Annotated in this window: 25 protein-coding genes and 1 pseudogene; 17 read left to right on the top strand and 9 right to left on the bottom strand. The window is 52.8% G+C overall.

Going from position 1 to position 23,096, the window contains the following annotated elements:
- Positions 1-27 precede the first annotated feature (27 nt).
- Complete coding sequence (gene mnmH, locus J7619_RS29915) at positions 28-1,083, top strand: tRNA 2-selenouridine(34) synthase MnmH (protein ID WP_291207951.1); 1,056 nt, start codon at positions 28-30, stop codon at positions 1,081-1,083.
- Complete coding sequence (selD, locus tag J7619_RS29910; RefSeq protein WP_291207950.1) at positions 1,080-2,120, top strand: selenide, water dikinase SelD; 1,041 nt, start codon at positions 1,080-1,082, stop codon at positions 2,118-2,120. The genes mnmH and selD overlap by 4 nt, the downstream gene beginning before the upstream one ends.
- Before the next feature lie 26 nt (positions 2,121-2,146).
- On the opposite strand, the gene J7619_RS29905 is transcribed toward selD, so the two are convergent.
- The 5 genes from J7619_RS29905 to J7619_RS29885 form a co-directional block, all read right to left on the bottom strand.
- Positions 2,147-2,638, bottom strand: coding sequence for a GNAT family N-acetyltransferase (locus tag J7619_RS29905; protein ID WP_291207948.1), 492 nt, complete (start codon positions 2,636-2,638; stop codon positions 2,147-2,149).
- Positions 2,638-3,042, bottom strand: coding sequence for an arsenate reductase ArsC (locus J7619_RS29900; RefSeq protein WP_291207945.1), 405 nt, complete (start codon positions 3,040-3,042; stop codon positions 2,638-2,640). The genes J7619_RS29905 and J7619_RS29900 overlap by 1 nt, the downstream gene beginning before the upstream one ends.
- A 19-nt stretch (positions 3,043-3,061) precedes the next feature.
- Positions 3,062-3,616, bottom strand: a complete 555-nt coding sequence (locus tag J7619_RS29895; RefSeq protein ID WP_291207943.1) for a DUF6428 family protein — start codon at positions 3,614-3,616, stop codon at positions 3,062-3,064.
- A gap of 56 nt (positions 3,617-3,672) precedes the next feature.
- Positions 3,673-4,002 (bottom strand): helix-turn-helix transcriptional regulator, encoded by a 330-nt coding sequence (locus tag J7619_RS29890; RefSeq protein WP_291207942.1) that lies wholly within the window; start codon positions 4,000-4,002, stop codon positions 3,673-3,675.
- 65 nt (positions 4,003-4,067) lie between these two features.
- The gene (locus tag J7619_RS29885; RefSeq protein ID WP_291207940.1) at positions 4,068-5,069 is read right to left on the bottom strand and encodes a S41 family peptidase; all 1,002 of its coding nucleotides are present in this window, start codon (positions 5,067-5,069) and stop codon (positions 4,068-4,070) included.
- A gap of 133 nt (positions 5,070-5,202) precedes the next feature.
- Between J7619_RS29885 and J7619_RS29880 the strand changes: the two genes are divergently transcribed.
- The 15 genes and pseudogenes from J7619_RS29880 (at position 5,203) to J7619_RS29810 (ending at position 15,446) form a co-directional block, all read left to right on the top strand.
- Positions 5,203-5,328, top strand: coding sequence for a hypothetical protein (locus tag J7619_RS29880; RefSeq protein WP_291207938.1), 126 nt, complete (start codon positions 5,203-5,205; stop codon positions 5,326-5,328).
- Positions 5,329-5,438: 110 nt separating this feature from the next.
- Positions 5,439-5,813: a hypothetical protein gene (locus tag J7619_RS29875; RefSeq protein WP_291207936.1), complete on the top strand. Its 375-nt coding sequence runs from the start codon at positions 5,439-5,441 to the stop codon at positions 5,811-5,813.
- A 293-nt stretch (positions 5,814-6,106) separates the two neighbouring features.
- Entirely contained in the window at positions 6,107-6,409 is a 303-nt protein-coding gene (gene ureA, locus J7619_RS29870) for an urease subunit gamma (protein WP_106593510.1), read from the top strand.
- 18 nt (positions 6,410-6,427) lie between these two features.
- Positions 6,428-6,727 (top strand): annotated as a pseudogene (ureB, locus tag J7619_RS29865) (urease subunit beta); the annotation flags it as partial.
- A 70-nt stretch (positions 6,728-6,797) separates the two neighbouring features.
- The gene (gene ureC / locus J7619_RS29860; protein ID WP_291207931.1) at positions 6,798-8,519 is read left to right on the top strand and encodes an urease subunit alpha; all 1,722 of its coding nucleotides are present in this window, start codon (positions 6,798-6,800) and stop codon (positions 8,517-8,519) included.
- 69 nt (positions 8,520-8,588) lie between these two features.
- A complete protein-coding gene (locus tag J7619_RS29855; protein ID WP_291207929.1) occupies positions 8,589-9,221 on the top strand; it encodes an outer membrane beta-barrel protein in 633 nt (210 codons plus the stop codon).
- Positions 9,218-9,733, top strand: coding sequence for an urease accessory protein UreE (gene ureE, locus J7619_RS29850; RefSeq protein ID WP_291207927.1), 516 nt, complete (start codon positions 9,218-9,220; stop codon positions 9,731-9,733). Before J7619_RS29855 ends, ureE begins: the two co-directional genes overlap by 4 nt.
- A 5-nt stretch (positions 9,734-9,738) precedes the next feature.
- Positions 9,739-10,434: an urease accessory protein UreF gene (locus tag J7619_RS29845; RefSeq protein WP_291207925.1), complete on the top strand. Its 696-nt coding sequence runs from the start codon at positions 9,739-9,741 to the stop codon at positions 10,432-10,434.
- An 81-nt stretch (positions 10,435-10,515) separates the two neighbouring features.
- Positions 10,516-11,157 carry an urease accessory protein UreG gene (ureG, locus tag J7619_RS29840; RefSeq protein ID WP_291207923.1) on the top strand — a complete coding sequence of 214 codons (642 nt, stop codon included), beginning with the start codon at positions 10,516-10,518 and terminating at the stop codon, positions 11,155-11,157.
- Complete coding sequence (locus tag J7619_RS29835) at positions 11,157-11,954, top strand: urease accessory protein UreD (RefSeq protein WP_291207921.1); 798 nt, start codon at positions 11,157-11,159, stop codon at positions 11,952-11,954. Before ureG ends, J7619_RS29835 begins: the two co-directional genes overlap by 1 nt.
- Positions 11,951-12,649: a hypothetical protein gene (locus J7619_RS29830; protein WP_291207919.1), complete on the top strand. Its 699-nt coding sequence runs from the start codon at positions 11,951-11,953 to the stop codon at positions 12,647-12,649. Before J7619_RS29835 ends, J7619_RS29830 begins: the two co-directional genes overlap by 4 nt.
- A gap of 32 nt (positions 12,650-12,681) precedes the next feature.
- On the top strand, positions 12,682-13,590 hold the full coding sequence (locus tag J7619_RS29825; RefSeq protein ID WP_291207917.1) for an urea transporter: 909 nt from the start codon (positions 12,682-12,684) through the stop codon (positions 13,588-13,590).
- Positions 13,591-13,625: 35 nt separating this feature from the next.
- On the top strand, positions 13,626-13,856 hold the full coding sequence (locus tag J7619_RS29820) for a hypothetical protein (protein WP_291207915.1): 231 nt from the start codon (positions 13,626-13,628) through the stop codon (positions 13,854-13,856).
- A complete protein-coding gene (locus J7619_RS29815) occupies positions 13,840-14,529 on the top strand; it encodes an outer membrane beta-barrel protein (protein WP_291207913.1) in 690 nt (229 codons plus the stop codon). The genes J7619_RS29820 and J7619_RS29815 overlap by 17 nt, the downstream gene beginning before the upstream one ends.
- Before the next feature lie 32 nt (positions 14,530-14,561).
- Complete coding sequence (locus J7619_RS29810) at positions 14,562-15,446, top strand: AraC family transcriptional regulator (RefSeq protein WP_291207911.1); 885 nt, start codon at positions 14,562-14,564, stop codon at positions 15,444-15,446.
- Positions 15,447-15,596: 150 nt separating this feature from the next.
- Here the strand turns inward: J7619_RS29810 and J7619_RS29805 are convergent, their stop codons facing one another.
- The 4 genes from J7619_RS29805 to J7619_RS29790 all read right to left on the bottom strand — a co-directional run bounded on the left by J7619_RS29805 (position 15,597) and on the right by J7619_RS29790 (position 22,990).
- Positions 15,597-17,357 (bottom strand): RagB/SusD family nutrient uptake outer membrane protein, encoded by a 1,761-nt coding sequence (locus J7619_RS29805; RefSeq protein ID WP_291207910.1) that lies wholly within the window; start codon positions 17,355-17,357, stop codon positions 15,597-15,599.
- A 9-nt stretch (positions 17,358-17,366) separates the two neighbouring features.
- Positions 17,367-21,008 carry a TonB-dependent receptor gene (locus J7619_RS29800; protein ID WP_291207908.1) on the bottom strand — a complete coding sequence of 1,214 codons (3,642 nt, stop codon included), beginning with the start codon at positions 21,006-21,008 and terminating at the stop codon, positions 17,367-17,369.
- Between the two features lie 235 nt (positions 21,009-21,243).
- A complete protein-coding gene (locus J7619_RS29795; protein WP_291207906.1) occupies positions 21,244-22,287 on the bottom strand; it encodes a FecR family protein in 1,044 nt (347 codons plus the stop codon).
- A 109-nt stretch (positions 22,288-22,396) separates the two neighbouring features.
- A complete protein-coding gene (locus J7619_RS29790; protein WP_291207904.1) occupies positions 22,397-22,990 on the bottom strand; it encodes an RNA polymerase sigma factor in 594 nt (197 codons plus the stop codon).
- Positions 22,991-23,096: the final 106 nt, after the last annotated feature.

Raw genomic sequence — 23,096 nt, 5'->3', positions numbered from 1 at the left:
GGTGAATCCTTAATTGTGAATGATTGAATGATCCGAAACCTGTCAATAGAGGATTTTCTCGCGTTGGAAAACCCGGTCGTGCTGGCCGATGTGCGCACGCCGGCGGAATTTGACCATGGGCATATTCCCGGAGCTGTGAACCTGCCGCTTTTCAGCAATGAGGAGCGTGTGCAGGTTGGTACTACCTATAGGCAAATCGGGCGCGAGCAAGCGATACTGCTCGGTTTTGATTTGACGGGCCATAAATGGTCGGGTTTTATCCGGTCGGCATTGGAGTTTGCTCCCGACAAACGCATAGCGGTCCATTGCTGGCGCGGTGGTATGCGCAGTGGGGCAATGGCCTGGGCGCTGGACTTGTATGGCTTCGAGGTGCTTTTGATCCGGGGCGGATATAAAAGTTACCGGCAATGGGCACACCGGCAGTTTGCAACGGCGTACGATTTGAGGATATTGGGTGGCATGACCGGCTCGGGTAAGACCATGATTTTAGGCAGGTTGCAGGACATGGGCGAACAAATCATCGATCTCGAAGACCTGGCGCAACACCGGGGATCCAGCTACGGAAGCATGAACAGCATGCGGCAGCCCAGTCAGGAGCAATTCGAGAATAACCTTGCCTGGATTATGAAGGATCTTAGCCCGCACGCACCCGTGTGGATAGAGGACGAAAACCTGAACATCGCAAGGGTGGCGATTCCGCGTCCGCTCTGGCAGCAAATGAACGTGGCGCCTATGATCGATATCGAGGTCGATTTACGGGAACGGGTTGCCAGGTTGGTAGAAGAATACGGTTCACTGTCCCCGGATTTTCTGGTTGAATGCACCGAGCGTATCCGAAAACGCCTGGGGCCATTGCAAACGACACAGGCCGTAGCGGCGATCAGGGAGGGGAAAATGGAGGAATTCATCCGGCTGGTTTTGGTTTATTACGACAAAGCCTATCGCAAATCCCTGGCAAACAAGGATGCCGGCAGGTTGTTCCGCGTTCTGTTAAATGGCGGCTCGGATGAAGCCAATGCGCAGTTAGTATTAGATTTTAACCAAACCATAGCAGCCCGAAAGCTGCGGCAACCTATTTCATGACCGCTCAGGATATCAAACTTACACAATACTCACATGGCGCCGGATGCGGTTGCAAAATCAGTCCGGCTATACTCGATACCATACTGCATAGCCATTCGCCCGTAGCCATAGACCCGCGCTTGCTGGTCGGAAACGACAAAAGGGACGATGCCGCCGTGCTCGACCTGGGCAATGGGATGGGGCTTATTTCAACGACGGATTTTTTTATGCCTATTGTGGACGATGCCTACGATTTCGGCCGCATCGCCTCTACCAACGCCATTAGCGACGTGTATGCAATGGGCGGGAAGCCCGTGCTGGCGATCGCCATCCTGGGGTGGCCGGTGGATAAGCTCCCGGCCGAAACCGCGCAGCGCGTGCTCGAAGGCGCGCGTGCGGTATGCGCCGACGCGGGTATTACGCTCGCAGGAGGCCATAGCATCGATTGCCCGGAACCCGTATTCGGGCTTTCTGTGAATGGCATGGTGCCGGTGGAACAACTCAAACAAAATTCAACCGCCACGCCCGGCTGCCGGCTTTACTTAACCAAGCCACTGGGCGTAGGTATACTTTCCACCGCTCAGAAACGCGGCATACTCCGCCCGGAAGATGCGCTGATGGCATTGCAAAGTATGACCACCCTCAATAAGATCGGTGAACTCCTGGGTAAAATGCATTACGTGAAAGCGCTTACCGACGTGACCGGCTTTGGCCTGCTGGGACACCTCGCTGAAATGTGCGAGGGAAGCGGCCTGGCTGCGGAAATCGACTTTGAGAAAGTGCCGGTCATTGCCTCGCTGCCGCATTACCTCGACCAGGGCTGTTACCCGGGAGGTACCCAACGGAATTGGAAGAGTTACGGACATAAAATCGGCGCATTGACCGAGACACAGCGCTTCGTGCTGGCCGACCCGCAAACGAGCGGTGGACTGCTCATTGCCGTTGACCCGGACAACGCCATCGAGTTCGAAGGTCAGATGCGTCAGGAAGGATACGAGCTTAGTTCATTCGGTGTTTTGAAAGAGCAAGGCGACGGGCGACTAATCGAACTACGTTAGAATGCAGATGCAGGGAGTGATCACTTTTAACCTACTACCTTGCTACGTCGTTCCAAAAACAGGACGTCCCTCCATACCCCGTTGTGCTTCCCTAGTTTCTCGCGGTAACCTACCTGGCGGAAACCGTGGCGTAAATGCAACGCGATACTGGCCCGGTTCTCCGGAAATATCTGAGCTTGCAAGGTCCAGAAACCATGTTTCTCGCTGAGCCGCACGAGCTCTGCCAATAGCGCCGACCCGATGCCTTTGCCGTGGTGTGCCTGGTGGACGTAAATGCTGGTTTCCGCCACGCCGCCGTACACACAGCGGCTGGATACAGCCGAGAGCATGGCCCAGCCGGCGACGTGACCGTCGTCTTCGGCGACCAGGCACGGCTCAGCCAAAAACTTTGTTTTCAGCACGTCGATTTCCGGTGCCTGCGTTTCGTAGGTCGCATCGCCGGTATCAATGCCAAGTTGGTAAATTTCCCTCACTGCCGGCCAGTCGGACACAATGAGGGGACGCAGCGTGATAGCCATTACAGGTTCTGGTTGATAAATTCGCGACTGAATTCTTTGATCTCGGTACGGATCCTCCTGAAAGTAGTGATTACGTCCTCGCCAGGTACGTGCCCCGGATCGGAAAAGCTACGGTGGACCATTTTCCCCGAAGGGAAATAAGGGCATTGTTCGCGGGCTTTGTCGCACACGGTGATGACGTAATCGAATGCCATGCCGGTATACTCATCGACGTGGTTGGAGGTATGGTGCGAGATATCGATGCCATCTTCGGCCATTACCTGAATGGCGACGGGGTTGACACCTTTTGGGTCGACACCCGCACTGTAAACCTCGGCACCCTGGCCGGCAAAATGCTGCAAATAGGCCTGGGCCAGCTGGCTGCGGGCTGAATTGCCCGTGCATAACACGAGTATTTTCTTCATATGTGAATTTAGTTTAAAATTAGCAACATCCCGAACCAGGTGTACACGAGGCGCTTTCGGCCGCGACCGCTACCTGCGCTTGCGGGGCACTTCCACAGCATGCCGTGCTCCCGGTGCCTGTTCCGCAGGACTGGTCTCGGGTCTGTGCTTTGCATTGCGTGAAATCGGGAACCAGGCCCACCGTAAAGTTATCCTCATCGGCCCGGAAATCCCCTGGGTACATCTGGCGGGTGTCGAACCTGGAATTACCGAATTCGATTTTGACGACCGCGTTGGGATCCAGCGGCAGGGATTTTTCGACCAGGCTCACGATTTTTAATGCCTTACCGACCTGCATCGAGCAGTCGGTCTGCTTAACCGGCGGCTCCCAAAGCTGTACAATCACTTCTGTCCAGCGGTTCATCACACCGCCGCAATCTACCGATACGATCGGCGCTTGCTTGATTTCGGTGATGTGAAAGGACGGGTCCACCAATTTGCCTTCTTCGTATTCGAATTGCAGGTGCAGATCCGGGTTTTGTTCCAATGCTGACCTGAACGCCAGCCAGTTCATGGGATTGGATATGTGGCTCATTGTATTAATTGTTATAATGTAATATTACGATTGATTTACTCAAAAAAATAGCTGTATCAATTACAGCAGGAAATATCTGCAAAAGAATCCAGCATCCCCCCGAAGGCTGATTTCGCTTCCTGCCAAACCACGGGATTGATACAGTAGCAAACGCGGGGCGGGTTGATTTCGCCCTGAATAATACCGATTCGTTTCAGCTCCTTTAAATGCTGGGATACTGTCGCCTGGGCTAGTTCCAGTTCGTCCACTAAATCGCCGCATACGCACGCCTTGCGCGCAATCAGTAGTTGTAATATCGCTACCCTCGCAGGATGCGCAAATGCCTTGGCCAGGTCCGCCACGCGGTTTTGCTGTTCGGTGAATATCTCTGTTTTCGTAACTCCCATGTTGCAAACATAGCAGTAATAATTCATATCGCAATATTACGATGATTATTTTTTGGATGGGCCGGTCAGAATTCCTGCCACCTCAGTTGTTTGACCAGCATCGGGAAATCTCCGTCGGCCGGAATATTACAGGGAATATCCGGTATGAGTTTATTCACCTTTCCGCGCCCGGCCGGCCGTATCCATTCTTTGACGCCAAACCGCAGTTCGAGTTGGGAGTGGGGAAGAGTGATCGAATACATTTCCCCGAAATGAGTGGGGTGCCCGCTGACAGGCGTTTCTCCGGCTAACGGTGCGATCCCGTTATCTTGAATCAGCGTGGCAAAGATTATCGCGCTGGAGAACGTTCTCGGGCCAACGATAACGATCACTTTTCCCTTGAATGCATGGGGAACCTTATCGGGTATCGCGGTCCCTGAAGAGAAGTGAAGTATTTCTCCGGGCTTTGCTTTTTCATAGGCCTCGTCGCTGAGTCCCCACGACTTCAATTTGGCCAGGTAGGCCTGGCTACGTTTCCAATTCATGGAATAAGTTTTGTAAGGTTTCCGGTAGATATGCTTGATGATCATATTCCCAACTGCGGATGCCCCGCCGTCATTGTTGCTGACATCAATCGCCAGACGTCTGATGCCGTCGCGACGGATTATCGCAAAGATGCTGTCGATACAACGCTCATAAACGGGTAAATCCTGGCCTCCTCTGGTGGCAAAGGAACGGGCGAGAATATAACCGACGTCACCTGTCCGTCGATACGATATATTGGTAGCGACGCTATCAGCCAGGCCCTTCTTACCCGAATGAGCACTGCGAATGGACACAACCGCATGTTCATCGCCCAACGGGATCAGGGCAAGGCTGGCCTTTCTCTGGAAACCGGCTGCCGACAATGGCTCGTTTAAGCCGGCTGCCAAAGAGTCAAGGTAGGCCCCGTAACTTTCCTTCGTCAACAGGGAAAATGGGTTGGCATGCACGCTAAATATCTGGTCGCGGATAAACTGAAAATCTTCCTGTTGGGCTGTGGGCGAAAGCGGGGTGTCCTGGCCACTCGAAAAGGTGCTTACACCCAAAAGAAGGAGAAGATTGAGCAAAAGGCGGCAGCGAAAACAAAGCATATCGGCAGTTATCGAAACGGGTTGGTATTTGAATAAATCATTACGTCATCTAGGTAAAGGATAACCGTTCGGGTTAAACGTTGCAGGGATGATGCAACAAACCACCGATTTTTTGCTGAAAAACTATATTTCAATGGAATTAACAGGCGGTTCAGAAGAGCTGGGAAGAGCAATTTGTCAAAAACATGCTCTTTGGATGAGGCAACCAAAATGAAATAGTTTTCCAGATTTGTGCAAAAAATGTCCAGATTATTGAAAACCGGTGGATGCAGGAATATCTACATTTATCACCCGAAAGATGATGTAATTTTCTGCTGGCATCCAATGAGCTGCATTAGAATCCTTTTTGGCATACTCCTTGTCATTCTGACGACAACCGGAACCCAGAGTTTGGGGCATCCCGCCGTCGTGTCGATGAAGGATTCAAGTGGCTGCCAGGCAATCGGAAAATCTCCTGATAAAGACAACTACTATCAGGAGGCGGCGATGCTCGAAGTGCAGGAAAACACGTCTTCCGTCTCCAAAGAAAAAAGGGACAACCAGGATTTTAACACCCTTACAGGTCTTTTCAGCCGGTACTTGTCCTTTGTTTTTCGTGCCGATGGCGACCCGGGTGTTTCCGTTGCCGCTCCAAGGCTTGTTCTTGTGCGGTCTCTTCCCCGGTACATTCTGTATCGATCCCTGATCATTCCTTTCTGATTGCTTCCCGGCACTGCCGTGTGCATTTGGCATCCGGTGTATGTACTGTTTCTGAACGGGCGTGCGGCCGTATTGTGCCGTTCCGGTTTTGAACTGCCCGTTCCGGCCTTCGTATATCCATGTAAGTTCGCGGTTCTTCCCCTTTTAACCAGCCGCCTGGCTTCGGTTCAGGGAGCTTTTTGGCCCACAGGTAATCTGTATGGGACAGGAAAGGCGTGTGTTTGCAGGTTACCGTGAGCGGCGTTTTTCAGACAATCACTGTCTTCAAAATCAATTCAAAATAGAATATCCATATGCATTTAACACCAAGAGAAACAGAGAAGCTGCTGCTGCACCTGGCAGGTGAGGTTGCGCTCAAACGTAAAGCGCGGGGCGTGAAGCTCAACTACCCCGAAACGATCGCGCTGATCAGCAGCTTCGTCATGGAAGGCGCCCGCGACGGGCGTACCGTGGCCGATCTGATGCAGGCAGGGGCAGCCGTGCTCACCCGCGACGATGTGATGCCCGGCGTGCCCGAGATGATACACGATATCCAGATCGAGGCGACGTTTCCGGATGGTACCAAGCTGGTGACCGTTCATGAGCCTATTCGTTAACCCTTAAACCTGATGCGCATGATACCAGGAGAATTTTTTATCAAAAAGGGCGACATTATCTGCAATGAAGGCCGCCCGACAACTACTGTGAAAGTGACCAATACGGGCGATCGCCCCATTCAGATCGGTTCGCATTTCCATTTTTTCGAAGTCAACAAAGCAATGGCTTTCAACCGGGAGGCGGCATTCGGGATGCGGTTGAATATCGCCGCAGGGACGGCCGTGCGCTTTGAACCGGGAGAAGAAAAAACGGTGGAGCTGGTAGCCCTGGGCGGTGCCCGCCGGGTGATCGGCATCAATAATCTGGTCAATGGCGATACCACACTGGAGCTTAACAAAAAGCTCGCATTGCAAAAAGCCGGTTTATTAGACTTCAAAAATCAATAAGATGAGCCTCAAAATAAGCAGAGAAAAATATGCGAACCTGCTCGGCCCGACAGCCGGAGACAAAGTTCGCCTGGGTGATACCGACCTGATCATTGAAATTGAAAAAGATTACGCTGTATATGGCGACGAGGTGAAGTTTGGCGGCGGTAAAACAGTCCGCGACGGCATGGGCCAGTCGGCAACGGCGCTACGGAGCCAGGGTGTGCTCGACCTATGCATTACCGGCGCGATCATCATCGACCACTGGGGGATCGTGAAGGCCGATATCGGAATTAAAGATGGCAAGATCGTTGGCATCGGCAAAGCCGGGAACCCGGACATTATGGACGGCGTACACCCCGACCTGATCATCGGAGCCTCTACCGAGGTGCACGGTGGCAATGGTTACATCGTTACCGCCGGCGGGATCGATACGCACATCCACTTCATCAGTCCGCAACAAATCGAGACGGCATTGTACAATGGCATTACGACCATGATCGGCGGCGGGACCGGCCCGAATGACGGTACCAATGCCACCACGGTGACGCCAGGCAAATGGAATATTCAGAAAATGCTCGAAGCGGCAGACGACTACCCGATGAATCTGGGTTTTTTCGGAAAGGGAAATTCGGCGTCACTGGAAGCATTGGAGGAGCAGATCGAAGCGGGGGCATTGGGTTTGAAAATCCACGAAGACTGGGGAGCGACGCCCGCCGTAATCGACGCCTCGCTGACGATCGCTGACAAGCTGGATGTACAGGTGGCCATTCACACGGATACCCTTAATGAGGCTGGCTTTCTGGAAGATACGATGAATGCGATCAACGGCCGTGTGATCCATACCTTCCACACCGAAGGCGCAGGCGGAGGCCACGCGCCGGATATTATCAAAGCGGCGATGTATCCCAACGTGCTTCCTGCCTCGACCAACCCGACACGGCCATACACGAAAAATACCATCGACGAGCATTTGGATATGCTCATGGTGTGTCATCATTTAAGTAAGAATATCCCGGAAGACGTGGCTTTTGCCGACTCGCGCATTCGTCCGGAGACCATTGCTGCCGAGGATATTCTGCACGATATCGGGGTGTTCAGCATTATGAGCTCCGATTCCCAGGCCATGGGCCGGGTAGGAGAGGTGGTTACCCGCACCTGGCAGACTGCGAGCAAAATGCGCGAACAACGCGGTGAGCTGGAAGAGGATAACGGGCATGAAAACGACAACTTCCGCGTGAAACGGTACGTAGCCAAATACACGATCAACCCCGCCATTGCACACGGTATCTCGCAATATGTCGGGTCGATTGAGCCGGGCAAAATTGCCGATCTGGTGATCTGGAAACCCGCATTGTTCGGGGCCAAACCAGAAATGATCGTGAAGGGCGGTTTTGTGATCGCGAGCAAAATGGGCGACCCGAATGCGTCCATTCCTACGCCTCAGCCTGTGATTTACCGCAATATGTTCGGGGCGCATGGCAAGGCGCGGCTGGCTACCTGTGTGAATTTTGTGTCCCAGGTTTCGCTCGATAATGGAACGGTGCAGTCGTATGGTTTGGGCAAAGCATCGCTGCCGGTGGTCGGTTGCCGGAATGTTTCCAAAAAGAACCTGATCCACAACGACAAAACGCCGGTAATAGAAGTGAATCCGGAAAACTACAAGGTAACAGTGGACGGTGTGCACGTGACTTGCGAGCCCGCCGATAAGTTGCCGCTGGCTCAGTTGTACTTCCTTTTTTAGTAGCAACCCAGAGGTGTATCAAATGTGATTTTACTCCTTTTGATACATCTCCTTCAAAAAATCCTGCAAATGATCCGCTTAAAAAACCTGACGGTTTTGATGACGGGCTTGCTGTGCCATTTGGCGGCGGCAAACCTCTCGGCGCAACGGTTGAGCGCCACCGACAACGGGCCGAAGGGCCAGTTCATGTTGTATGGCTCGCTGGATTATTCCAAAACGAATGGTCCGGGCTACCACAACAGCTCATTCAGCACCAGTCCCGGTGCGGGCATTCCCCTCGGGCTCGGGTATTTTATCAATAACAACGACCTGATCGGCGTCAATTTCGCATTTTCCAGTGAAAAGCAATCTGCGACCGACTACCGGATGAAGCAGCGCGAAGCCGGGATCTGGTACAGTCCTTCGATAATGATCGGCGAGCATTTCCTGCTGATCGCGCAAGTAGACGCACATTACGTATGGGGCGAGCAGGGAATCCGCACGCAGGAAAAGTTCAATGGTTATCGTTTGCGGGCTTACCCGATGCTCGGCGTGCTGCTCGGCAAGGGATGGGCATTGAAATTCAAGTTCGGGGAGCTTTCCAACCTCATGACGAAGCCGAAGGGTGGCGCCTCCACCAACAATTTCACGGCCGGACTTAGTGGCGCCACTTTCGGTACGGGCATTTCCAAAAACTTCCATTTCCAAAAGAAAAAATCATGACGATTATCAATGATATTCTGGGGAACCTGGCGACCTGGCCGAATAACGGTCAGGCGGTTGATCTCCTTGAAATAGAATGGTTTGAGAGTGCCAAGAAGATCCATAGACGGTTTACGAACGGCGGCGTCGAAATTGCGATCCGCTTTACGCGCGAGGGCCAGCGCCTGCGGCAGAACGATGTTGTGTATGCCGATGCCGGGCGGATCGTGAGCGTGCATATCAGGCCCTGCGAGGCGATCGTGATCTCGCCTGCGACGATGCTCGAAATGGGTACGGTATGCTATGAGATCGGGAACAAGCATATGCCGCTTTTCATTGACGACGACCAGGTGCTGATGCCTTACGAGGAGCCGATGTTCCGGTGGTTGCAGGCAAGTGGTTATCAACCCGAAAAACAGGTGCGCCAGTTGCTCAACTGGTTGAAATCCAATGTAGAGCCTCACGGGCACGGAGGCGCGGAGCAGTCGCTTTTCTCAAAAATTATTAACCTGGCCTCGTCCGTTTCAAAATAGGGATTATGCAAAAGGAAAGCCCCAATTCATTTCTCGCCGCATTGCTGCATTTGTCGGACCCGACTTTGCCGATTGGCGGTTATGTGCATTCCAATGGTCTGGAAACCTATGTGCAGCAGGATATTGTGCATTCCACGGCTACTGCCAAGGAGTTTGTGACGAACATGCTGATGTACAATGTAAAGTACAACGACGCTTCCTTCGTGCGCCTCGCGTATGAGGCGGTTGCGGATATCGATGCATTGGTGGAGCTGGACCAGGAATGCAGCGCATTGAAAAGCCCGAGGGAAATCCGCGAGGCGAGCCAGAAACTGGGCGTGCGGCTGTTGAAAATTTTTCAGCGGAAAAGAAGCTCGGCGCTCGCTGATGCATTCGACCGGCAGATTAAGGAAAAAAATGCAGAAGGTCACTACTGCCTCGCATTCGGCTTGCTGGCCAGGCAGCTCGGCATTCCTTTGCACGACACATTGCTGGCATTCTATTACAACGCCGCCGCCGGGCTCATTACCAATGCCGTGAAACTTGTTCCGCTCGGGCAGCTCGACGGGCAGGACCTGATGCTCGACCTGCAACCGGTTTTGTACCAGTTGGCGGAAGATACACTGCTGGTAAACAGGGAGCTCGTAGGCCTTTGCAACATCGCTTTCGATATCCGGTGCATGCAGCATGAGCGGCTGTATTCAAGATTGTATATGTCTTAAAAGAGCAAAAAAAGTCAAATGCTGCCCGCCGCCGGGAAAATCATGGAAATGGCGGAAAAAACATTCAAAGGAAAATTAACGATGAAGAACGAGAGAGAATATGTGAAAATAGGCGTGGCCGGGCCGGTGGGTTCCGGCAAAACCGCGCTGTTGGAATGCCTGTCGCGCAGGATGATGAACGACTATAACCTGGCCGTGATCACCAACGACATTTACACCAAGGAAGATGCCGAATTTATGGCGAAAAACAGCTTGCTGCCCCGTGAGCGGATCATCGGCGTCGAAACCGGCGGATGCCCGCACACCGCCATCCGCGAGGACGCGAGCATGAACCTGGAAGCCGTGGACGAGCTCGTCAACCGCTTTCCCGACATTGAAATCATCCTGATTGAAAGCGGCGGCGATAACCTTTCGGCCACATTCAGCCCCGACCTGGCGGACGTTACCATTTTTGTGATCGACGTGGCCGAAGGAGAGAAGATACCGCGTAAAGGTGGGCCGGGCATTACCCGCTCGGACCTGCTGCTGATCAATAAAATAGACCTGGCCCCGTACGTGGGCGCGAGCCTGGAAGTGATGGAGCACGACGCGCGCCGCATGCGTAAGGGCCAGCCGTTCATCTTTTCGAACCTGCGCTCGGGCGAAGGCGTCGACAGCATTATCGACTGGATCAGGAAGTATGCCCTGCTGGAAGAAATTGAAGAACCCAACCTCGTCAGATAGTGGATTGTAAACTGAGCATCACAGCCGGTGCGCGCGGAGAGAAGTCGTACATGAAAGATGTTTTCGTGTCGGCGCCCTTTCGCGTGGTCCCGGTGGGGCAAACGAAGTCGGATGGCGCCGCCTATCTGATGGTGATGAGCTCGTCGCCCGGTATTCTGGACGGTGACCATTATGATTTGCATATCGAAGTCGAGGAAAATGCGCGTTTGCAGTTGCAGTCGCAATCCTACCAGCGGCTGTTCAACATGGAACGCGGCGCTTCGCAGTCGATGCAGGTGAACCTGGCCGATGGGGCGGCGTTCTCCTACGTTCCGCATCCGGTGGTACCGCATGAAAATTCGACATTCAAAAGCGTTACGAAAGTTTCGATTGGTGACGGGTGCGAGTTCCTGATGAGCGAGATCATCACCTGCGGCCGGAAATACCACGGGGAGGTTTTTAAATACAGCCATTTCCAGAACCTGATCGAAGTAAGGCACCGCCAGAAGCTGGTACTGAAAGACAATGTGCTATTGCTGCCCGAGCTGATGCCGCTGTCGGCGATCGGCCTGCTTGAAGGGTTCACCCACCAGGGGACTTTGATTTATGTAAATACCCAAAATCAGCCCGTGGACGAGCTCATCGAATGTATTTATGAAATGATGCAGGGCGAGCAGGATATGCAGTTTGGTATTTCCAAGGTCCGGCACGACGGGTTTGTGTTGCGCTGCCTGGGGCACGGGGGCGAGCAGTTGTACGACCGCTTCCAAAGTATTCAAAATCTGATCTGGGAGGAAAGTAAAGCTAGTCTCGTATGAATTCAACGCTCATTGTGCTGGCCCTCACGGCTGCATCCATCAGCATTATCCACACGGCGGCGGGGCCGGACCATTACCTGCCGTTCATCGTGCTGTCGCGCTCCCGCAAATGGACCATGGGCAGGACCATATTGCTCACGATCGTTTGCGGTTTTGCGCACATTTTCAGCTCGGTACTCCTGGGTTTGGTAGGGGTATACCTTGGTTGGCATTTGAACAGGATTTCCTGGTTCCAGGATATCCGCGGAAACCTTTCGGGCTGGGCGCTGCTGCTGTTCGGGCTGGGGTACCTGCTCTTCGGGCTGCGCCACGCGTACCTCAACCGCCCGCATAAGCATTTCGACGTGATGAGCGACGAGGTGTATGTGTATGAGCACCGGCATGGGGAGGCGGTGATGCCCGGTAACCGGGTGAAGGTGACACCGCTGGTGCTGTTTGTCATCTTTGTCATGGGGCCGAGCGAACCGCTGGTGCCATTGCTGTTCTTTTCAGGTACCAATCGCTCCATGGTCGAAGTAGTGGTGCTGATCGGCGTTTTCACGGCTTGTACGGTGCTTACCATGCTCTTTATGGTGTTGCTGGGCTGCTATGGCTATGGTTTTCTCCGGACCGAGCGGCTCGAACGCTACATCCATGTCGTGAGTGGCGTTGCGATCACTTTCTGCGCGACCGGGATGGTGTTTTTGGGATGGTGAGTTAAAAGGATTTTCAAACAATATTCAACAAAATGGATTTAATAGGAAAAAGAGCCCCCTTTATCTCGGAAACCCTCAAAGGCGTGGGGCAGATCATGTTGCAGGAAAATATCTGGACAGGTTTGTTGTTCCTGGCGGGTATCTTCTACGATGATGCCACGATGGGCATCGCCGCGATTCTGGCCGCTGCTACCGGCACGCTTACCGCCCGTATTTTGAAGTACGATCCGGCGCAGATCAGCATGGGGTTGTACGGTTTCAGCGCTGCGCTGGTGGGCGTTGCACTGACGTTCCACTTTCGTGCGGAGCCGGTCGTATGGGTGATGATTATCGCAGGTTCGGCGGTAGCGGCGGTGATTCAGCATTTTTTCATCGAGCGGAAAATCCCGGTTTTTACATTGCCTTTTATTCTGGTCACCTGGGTGGTCGTGTTTTGCCTGCACCATTTTACGGCCATACCCGCGCCGGTGGCATTGGTCGAAACCAGCATGTTCAGCAATGAAGTGAATGATTTTACGACCTCTACCAATGGTTTCGGTGAGGTGATTTTCCAGGGAAGTTTTCTGGCCGGGGTGATCTTTATGGTGGCTGTGTTTATCTCCAATCCCGTGGCGGCATTGTACGGCCTGGCGGGATCTATTCTGGGGGCCTGGATTGCCCTCCTTTTCGCCGAACCTATCACCCAGGTGCATATCGGGCTGTTCAGCTTCAATGCGGTGCTGTGTTCCATCGTGTTTGCAGGTGTGAAGCGGAAGGACGGGCTGCTCGCATTTATCGCCTGTGCATTGGCGGTGCTGATCGATATCTACCTCCTGAAAGCGGATTGGGACATCCTGACCAAAGCAGGGGGCGTATTGACATTCCCGTTCGTGTTAGGGACCTGGCTCACCTTGCCGATCAGGAAGCTTTTTTACCAGTTCAGTAACGAAAGCGACGAGTAGGGGCACGGCCGAAGTATCAACAAACTTTTATTTTAATGAATGATTTGAATGGCCAGTTTTTGCGGGGCGCGCTGATTAGCCTTTCCTTGCTGGCAGGAAAGGTGCGCGCCGACATCAAAACCGATAGTACGCGGGTGACCGCCAATGAAAATGGATATTTGAGCGATTCCATGGCGATGATGCTGTCCGCGGTAGTTGTGACAGCCAAATCGCCGGAAGCTGAACGTTTTTTACAACGTGAATCCGGCCATGCAGCTTTTCGTTAAATCGGGGCTGGGTTTTCATTCGAACGATGTTCGCGCGGTGGTGGCGCAGAACGGGAAGGAAATCCTGCCCTGGTCGGTAGGCGCCGACCTGGGGACGATCTGGACGCCGGCGCCGGGGCTCATATTTATTCCCACGCTTTGGTATAGCTTCTTGCAGAATGAATACATTTGGAATGGCGACAGCTACGGTACGTCGGCGGTCGGAAGTACCCGCAGGGTGGGGGTTGACCTGACATTCCGGTACCAGCCATTTCATTGGCTATACCTGGATTCGGACGTAAATCTGGCCCGACCGAGGCTAACGGGCGAAGAGCGGGGAAATGACTATGTCGACCTGGCGCCAACGATGACCAGTACCGGCGGCATTGCATTTACGTTTAACAATGGGTTCACGGCCAATTTGAGATACAGGTACATGCACGACAGACCCGCGACCCAGGATAAAAGCATCATCGCCAATGGCTATTTCGTGAATGACCTGATCATGAGTTATCAGAAGAAAGCCATGGTACTGAGCTTCCAGATCCAGAACCTGTTCAATACGAAATGGAACGAGGCGATGTTTGCGGCAACGACCCGACTGAAAGGAGAACCGGCCGGAGGATATGACCAGCTGACATTCACACCGGGGACTCCATTCTTTTTGAAGGCCGGGGTTGCATTCAAATTTTAATCAGTGAGAAACGATCCAATATCTGCGATGCTATGAGCGATACGATCAAGATGTTGTCAAACTTCGAGTACAAAAGTTTGTTCCTGCCCGGCTTATCGGAAAAGATCTATTTCAACAATTCAAAACTGCAATTGTACCGGATAGAAAACTATCTCCGGAACATATTGATACCGGTCCTTCCCTACCGGACCACTTTCAACTTCATCATTTTCGTGACCAGCGGGAGGATTAAACAGCAACTGGAAATCTCCGAATATGAGATCAGCCCGGGCTCTGTGCTGCTGATCAAGCAGGGCAGCATTACCCGCACACTCGAAATTTCGGAAGATACGGAAGGCTTCTTTATTGTATTTGAAAATGAGCTTCTTGAAAATATTTCCCTCGACAAAAGCACCGATTACCATTTCTTCAAAACTTCGCCGTATGCGATGCTGTCCAAGCCGACCGAGAACTGGATGTCGCATTTGCTCCGGCTGCTCGAACTGGAACTGAGCTCGAACGATAATATTGAAATCAGTGGGTTGTTGTTGAAGGCCGCATTGATGAAAATGCGGCCCGATCAATCGCTGGAAGAGGCGTCCATTAAAAGGACATTCTATATCACATTGCAATTCAAAGACCTTGTTCAACGGTACCACCAAACGGAAAAGAAAGTGTTGTTTTATGCCAACAAGCTTTCCATTTCAGAGAATTATCTCTGTAAATGCATTAAAGAAACAACCGGCAAACCGCCCAAGCAGTGGATCGGCGAGTTGAGCATATTGCATAGCCAGATCCTGCTTCAGGATATCAGCAAGGATATTTCCAGCATCGCTTTCGAGCTTAATTTTCAATCGACTTCTTACTTTACGCGGCAATTCAAACAGTTTACCGGCATGTCGCCATCGCAGTTCCGAAAAAGGGCAACGAAGTTCTGAATATCTTTTTACGCGGATTTATATCAGTACAATCACAAGGGCCGGCTGATCCGCGTCTATACCCGGCTCGATACTTACCTGATGTTTGAAGATTTCTTTGCCAAACTGGAATAGCGCGGGAATTAACAGGCCGGCGGACAATGGGCCCGCCTAATCAATCCATCCCGGGTTTTGAACCAGGTTCGGGTTCATTTGAATCTCGCCGGTAGGGATCGGCCAGGTCATCAGGAAATCTCCTTTATAGGAATAATCGCTTACATTGGCGCCCCAAATCTGCTTCTTGCCGCTTCCGTTGTAGAATACCTTTTCGCCCCACGTTTTCCAGCGCAGTTCGTCGAAATAGTTAATCCCTTCACCGGGCAACTCGATCCTCCGTTCGTTGCGGATTCGTTGCCGCAGATCTTCCTGGCCTTTCACGGCGGTAGCCGCATTGGAATTCAGCAATGCGACCCCGGCTCTTTTCCGCACCTCGTTTACCTTTTCCACCGCCTCGGACGTTGCGCCCGATTCGTTCAATGCTTCCGCCCACATCAGCAGCACGTCGCCGTACCGCAGGATCGGGAAATCCGTAGGGCCGTAGTTCCGGTCTATCAACCCCGTAACGCCTTCGATCACAAACTTGCGATAGAAGTAGTAAAAGTTGATCTGGGTGTCGCTCTGGATATCACCGCCCGCAGCGGCCTGTCCCCGGAACGGCCACCGCATCGTTTGCAGGCTTTCCACATCCGTAAAATTGAAAGCGCCGCGGAACGTGGCATAAGGGGTGACCACATTGGCCTGTAAACGGGGGTCCCTGTTTTCATAGGCCTTTTTGATCCTTTCCTCGTTGCCCTGCGGCAGGTACAAACTCATTTTGGCCCCGCGTGCGCTCGCAGCCGCGCGCTCCTCGGCAGTGATGTTGTTTCTGAGGAAAAATACTTCACGCTCTGCCATGGTCAAGGCGCTAAAACCCGGTATAATATCGTCCCATTTGAAAGGAGTGCCATCGATATTTTCATGAAGATCCACCAGATTGGGCGATGGCAGGTAGTAGTTCCAGCCGCGGCGAAATGCCGAGGGCCAGCCGATAAACAGCTGAAAGTTGTTTCCATATCCCTGCTCGCCGCGATGCTGGATAGAGAAAATCATTTCAGGGCATTGTTCGTTGGCCTCGGTAAACAATGCTTTGTAGTCGCCGAACAATGCATGCCCGGCGTCTTTCACCTTCTGGAAATCGGCCGATGCTTTTTCCCATTGTTTCAGGTACATGTACACTTTCCCGCGTAACGCGTAGGCGGCAGCTTTGGTGGCGTGGCCGTAGTCGGCATTTCCGCTGGCGTAGCGGTCGGGCAGGTTCGGCTCGTTGATGGCATCATTGAGATCGGCCATTACCTGATTCCAGACCTCCGTTTCGGTGGCCCTGGGTTTGGTAGCTTCGGTAGGCGTAAAGGGTTCGAGGTAAATCGGGACGCCTTTGTACAGCTGATTGAGCCGAAAATAGAAATAGGCCCGAAGAAACTTGCATTCGGCCAGGTATCGGGCTTTCTTTTGCTCGCCGGAAGGGGATTTTGCGGGAATATTCAAAAGGGCGTCGTTAGCCCGCTGGATGCCTTCGTACATGTGCTGCCATACTTTTGAGAACATGGCATCGCCCGCGGTGATCGTGCCCCTGAGCAGCGGCTCGTCCCAGCGTCCCTGGCCGGTATAGCCGAAACGGTCCGTTTGATAAAGCTCATGTACGGTGGTGAGCCCGCTATGGCCCATTTCAAGCCTGAAAGTATTGTAAACACCGGCCACCCCGAGATCGGTCAGGTTATCGGTCGTCCACATGGTTGTATTGGAAACGGAAGAGTAGGGGACTGTATCCAACAAATTATCCTGACAGCCGCCCAGGCCCAGTGCAAGGATTATAGCAAAGAATTTCTTCATCATCTTTTTTCTTTAAAATGAAACATTCAACCCCAGTGAAAACTGGCGCATGGTCGGATAATTGGGGTTTGGCCCGATTTCGGGATCCAGCCCCGGAAACCTGGTCAGGGTCAGCAGGTTTTCGCCTGCCAGATATACCCGCAATTTGCTCATAGCCAGTTTGCCTGTGAGCCGGGCGGGAACGGTGTAGCCCAATTGGAGATTGCGGAGTTTGGCAAAGGATGCATTGTACAGATAGTAATCGCTGGTGCGTCCGTTCTGCGCGTCTGTGATCCCTTTGAGCCGCGGGTAATGCCCTGTAAGGTTATTGGCAGGATCGGCGGGGTTGGATTCATTGAAATAATAGTGGTTGTCGGCCACCAACGCCGGTATCGATTTGCCTTGCGCAACAATCGACTGGTTCAGGTAAATCGTGTTCCAGTAGTAATGCATTCCCGCGGCGCCCGACCAGATCATGGAAAGATCGAAACCACGGTAAGCCAGGTTGAGCGTCAACCCGTAATTAATGGAAGGCGCGGCCCGTTTTCCTGTAAACTGCTGGTCGTAGACGTTACCGTAGATGCCGTCGCCGTTGGTATCCGCGTAAATGATATCCCCGTACCAGATTTTCGTCGGATCGATGCCGTCTGCGGGTTGAAACCGGTATCCTGCATCGACCATCCCACGCAACCAGGTCAGGTCTTCCGCCGTCCGGATCATCCCGTCCCGCGGTCCGCCGTTGACATCCAGGGAACCATCCTGGTGCCGGTAGTTGCCCGAGCCGTTATAAACCGGGTATAAATAAAGCTCATTGATGGTATGGCCTTCCAGAATCCGCTCGGTAGAACCGGTCGACACCGTACCGATGTTGGACTGATAAACGCGATTTCCGGAAACATCCGCATATCCCTCCTGCAAACTGCCTTTATATCGGTCGACCCGGTTGGTGTTGTAGGCAAAGTTGGCCGATATGGAGTACTGAAAATCGTTGATCCGGTCCTGGTATCCGAGGCTGAGTTCTATTCCCTTTTTGGTGACTTCGGCGATATTCATCGTTGCGGGGCTGGCGGTGCCTACTATCAGCGGGACATTGGGAGCAAAAAGGATTCCGTCCGTAAAACCTTTATATACATCCAAATCGAAATTCAACCGCCGTCTGAGCGCAAAACCGCTGAGCCCGATGTTGGTCGTCGTGGTCGTTTCCCATCTCAGGTTACGGTTTCCCGTTTTAGTCTGGGCGAGGCCCTTGATTGCCGTGTTATTGAAAGAGTAGTTCACCGTGCCATACGCGGGCAAATGATCGTAGTTGCCGGCTGCATTATTTCCGGTTCGTCCCCATGAAGCCCGGATCCGGATGTCATCGAATACATCGGCCAGGGGCTGCATAAAAGCTTCCTCCGAAATGCGCCAGCCTGCCGAGAAGGCCGGGAAAAAGCCCCAGCGGCTCGACTCCCCAAAGCGCGACGAACCGTCGTAGCGGAATACCGCCTCGGCCAGGTACCGTTTCTTGAAGGAATAATTGAGCCGCCCGAAAACCGATTTCAGCCCGTAGTCGGTTTCATCGCCGTTGATGCCGGTCATTGTCGTGCCCGAATTCAAAGTGGTAAGGTCCGGATGCGTGAGGCCCTGTTTGGACGCGTCAAAGTTGTATTGGTTGAAATATTGCTGGTTGTAGCCTACGAGCGCGCCTACCTCGTGATGGGTAAATTCCCTGTTATACCGGAGCACGTTGTCCAGGATCATGTTGCGACTCTTGTACAGGGAATAACGGGTGGTCATTTGGGCGGCGGGTTGCGCGGCGGTACTTAATGTATTCGTAGCGAAGTTCCATTTTTCGTAGGGAACCGGGTGGGTATCATTCTCGGTGTAGCCCTGATTGTAATGCACCTTGGATTCAAACTCCAACCCTTTGAAAAGATCCAGCTTCGCAAACAAGGTCGTATTGATCCGGCTCACCCGGTTGTTGCCTCCCTGGCTGTACAACCAGGCGATTGCGTTGTTGGCTGTCGCCGATTCCTCCGCGGCGGCCGGAAAGCCATATTTACCCTGATAAACAGGATAAACACCGGGAACGGTTTGGGTGAGGTAGGAATAGGCAGTGGCTACGTCAGCAACACTGGTACGCTGGAGGTCGCCGAAGGTTTGTGTTCCCACGGTCAGAAACCGGGCGACTTTGGATTGCAGGTTAATCCGCAACCGCACATTGTCGGCCCCGGTTTCGGGCATGGTACCCGGGTTGTTCAGATAGCCGACCGAAAACAGATATTGCGTATTTTCCGAGCCGCCATTGAGGGTCAGGTTATGGTTTTGCAGAAGTCTGCGCGCTCCGAACAACACCTTTCCCCAATTGGTATTCGGATAAGCCACGCTGTTGGGAATTCCCTGGGCTGTCAGGGTGTTGGGGTTAGCCCTGGCGGCTTCCCATTTTTCGATGGTGGGATTGGAATACACCGAAGCCTGTCCCAGGTTGTTGAAACCCTCATTGACCAGGCGCATGTGCCTGGCATAATCGGTTACGAACTCGGGTACGTTGTTGGGCCGGAGCAGGGAGGTCATCACGGTATAATTCACGGAAGTTTTGCCCTTCGTACCCTTTTTGGTCGTGATCAGGATAACACCATTGGATGCAAGTGAGCCGTAGATAGCCGCCGTAGCCGCGTCTTTGAGCACGGATATGCTTTCCACGTCATTGGGGTTCACTGCATCCATTGAACCTACCACCCCGTCGATCACGACCAACGGAGAAGTGCTGTTCAAGGTGCCCGTACCGCGTATGCGTATGCTGGACCCGTCAGCACCCGGCTTGCCTGTGGTAGCCTGCACATTGACGCCCGCCGCCAAGCCGGCCAGTGAGGAAGATAATGTTGAAGCAGACCTGTTTTCAACGGACTGCGCATTGATGGTGGCTACGGAGCCGATGACGTTCCCTTTTTTCTGAGTACCATATCCCACGACCACCACCTCGTCGAGGCTCCTCTCATCGACTTTCAGGGAAATTTCGATAAGTGTTTTGTTCCCGACGGCCTGAACTTCCCTGCTCACATAGCCCACAAACGAAAACACCAGCACGGCATTTTCATCGGGAATATCCAAACTGAAATTCCCTTCGCGGTCGGTAGTCGTGCCTTGCTGTGTGCCTTTGACGATCACATTGACACCCGGTAACGGCTCCCCCCGCTCGTCGGTTACTTTCCCTTTCACAGGGAGGGTTTTCGTATCAATATGCGGCTCCGGCAGCTCTTTGGCCGGAGCGGATGCCGGAGCGCCCGCTTCTTTTCCGTTCTGCGGGTTTTTGATGATATACACCATGCTACCGGTGTTCATATACGTTAAGTGCAACGAACCTAGCATTTTATCGAGCAGTTCGGTGACCCGATAGGTCCCTTTCCCAAGCACAAAGCGCGCTTCGTTGTCCACCTGGTTCTCGATAAAAGCGAAGCGAAGCGGGGTTTGCTTCTCGATTTTACGGAAGAGCTCCCGCACACCTTCGTTTTTCAATTGAATGGTAACCTGCATCTCGGCCAGGGGCTGCGCCTCGGAAGGCCGGGCGGCCATGAGCTGAATACAGCTTACTGCGATGATTAAGTAGGATAAACCTAAGCGCATAACAAATCGGAGACCGGGCTGGTGGTTGGAAAGTGCATACCTTCCCCCGATGATAAAGTTTTTGTACATTTACCAGACGTTTTTAGTGATAGCCAATTATTAAAAGCGACACCCGTTCGTTACGCCTAACTTGCGGGTAAAAAGCCTTTCGGTTCCCGCCGAAGGGCTTTTGCTTGAATGCTGTTTGAATTTTCCGGGAGGATGGTATGCGTCAGCCAGCTCTGGGGAAAATCGCAAGATCTGCTCCGTACGACATCGTTATAGGGGTTTAGTGATGATAATCAGGGTGATACCGGCATTTGCACTAATCACAGGAGCCACCTTCTATCGACACGTTGCCGTTTTCGATGGTGTAAGTAGCCCCGATCATTTTGGAAAGCACGGTCAACACGGTATCCAGGTTCTCATGATGAAGGAACGAGGCGGTGATCCGGCATTTCTTGATTTCCGCGCGGGTGAAAGCCAGTTTCACACCATAGTGTTCTCCGATGAGCTGACCGGCTTTTTCCAGATCGATGTTATCGAATACCAGGTAGGCATCTTTCCACGCGGTTTCTTCGATCGCGCTCACCGAGGCCGTGTTGTATTGTTGCGTCCGGGTATCGACCGTAATCTGCTCGTCCGGCCTGATCTTCGCATACACGTGATGCGTGCTCCCCACTTCCACCAGCCCCCGCGCAACCGTGACGACTACTTTGTTTTCCAGCATATTCACGTTAAATGCGGTGCCCAGTACCCGCGTCACCACTGCTCCTGACTTCACCCGGAAAGGCTTCGAAGGGTCATGAGCAATGTCAAAATAGGCTTCTCCCTGCAACGTCACCTCGCGGGAGCCGTTTTGAAAAGAGGCAGGCGAATAGGTGAGCTCGGCACGCTCGTTCATCAGTACGCTGCTTCCGTCGGGGAGTATCAGGAATTGCTTTCCCTTTGCGACCTGTAAGTCGTCTTTCGGAGGCGGCGAGTCCGTCCGGGTTACATTCATTGGAGCGCTCTGGTTGTTTTTCAACGTTAGCCACATCAAACCGCCCAGGGCCAAAAGAATGGCTGCTGCCCAACTCCACCATGCGGGCATCCGCCGGGTTTTGGGACGGGCTGCCCCGAGGATATTGGTCAGTATCTCGTCGCGTGCCTTTCCTGGCAGGGCCATTTCGGTCGAATCCGTATCGGCATGTGCATCGAGCCACTCCCCGAAACGCGGTGCATAGCCGTTTTCAGTCAACTGGTGGAGCTCTTCTTTTTCCGGATCGGAGGCATCTCCGGCCAGATATCTGGCCATGAGAAAATCAAATCGTTCTGTTCCCGACTGGTTGAAATCGTTAGGGGCATTTGTATCGTTGTCGGCGCTCATGAAGCCATCTGTTTTTCTGGTAACCTGTGAATGGATCGGAGCCGCGAACGACTCCCTATTTCACATGTCTCCTGAAAAAGGGGAAGGGGGCAATTTTTTCTAAAAAAAATTATTTTGTTGTGAAGATTAGCAGCCAGAACAGGGTCTCAGCCTTTAAAACCGGTTCAAGCCGCGTGCGGATAAAACGTAGTATGCGCTTCATATGCGCTTTAACGGCCAATCTCGAAAGGTTCATTCGTTCGGCGATGGCCTCGTGAGTCAGCCCTTCTTCCCGGGCTAGCTGGAAGATTTCCCGCTGATGTTCGGGCAAGCTGCGGATTGCGTCCTGCAACAGCCTTTCACGCTCATCTTCGTAGACCATCCGCTCGGTTGCATTGTCGGATTGTTCCTGGTAGCCGATTTCGCGGACCATTTCGAGAAAATTGGATTTGCGGCGATACGCGTCGTAGACCTGCTTTTTAGCCATTCCATGCAGGTACGCTCCAAAATTCAGGACGTCGGCCATTTTTTTTCGTCCCAGCCACACATCCATAAAAACATCCTGCACAACTTCCTCCGCGGCGTGCGGCGAGTTCAGAAATTTCAAGGCAAGCCGGTAGACCCTGGGGCTATATGCATCGAAAATCCACACAAAAGCAGATTCGCTCCCGTCAGCCAGCTCGCGCAGCATCTCGCGCTCGTTATCTGATTTGTGCGTAGCCATGATGAGGGAAAAATAGTTTTGAGACAAAACTATTACAATTTTTATAAAATTTAGTCTGATAAGTTGACCGGAGCGACATTCGGTCCGTTTTTTCTTTTGGAAGTAT

Source organism: Dyadobacter sp. (genome assembly GCF_017744695.1).
In the GTDB taxonomy this organism is placed as follows: domain Bacteria; phylum Bacteroidota; class Bacteroidia; order Cytophagales; family Spirosomataceae; genus Dyadobacter.
The sequence above is the reverse complement of the archived record's forward strand: the minus strand, read 5'-3'. Positions and strand labels throughout refer to the sequence as shown.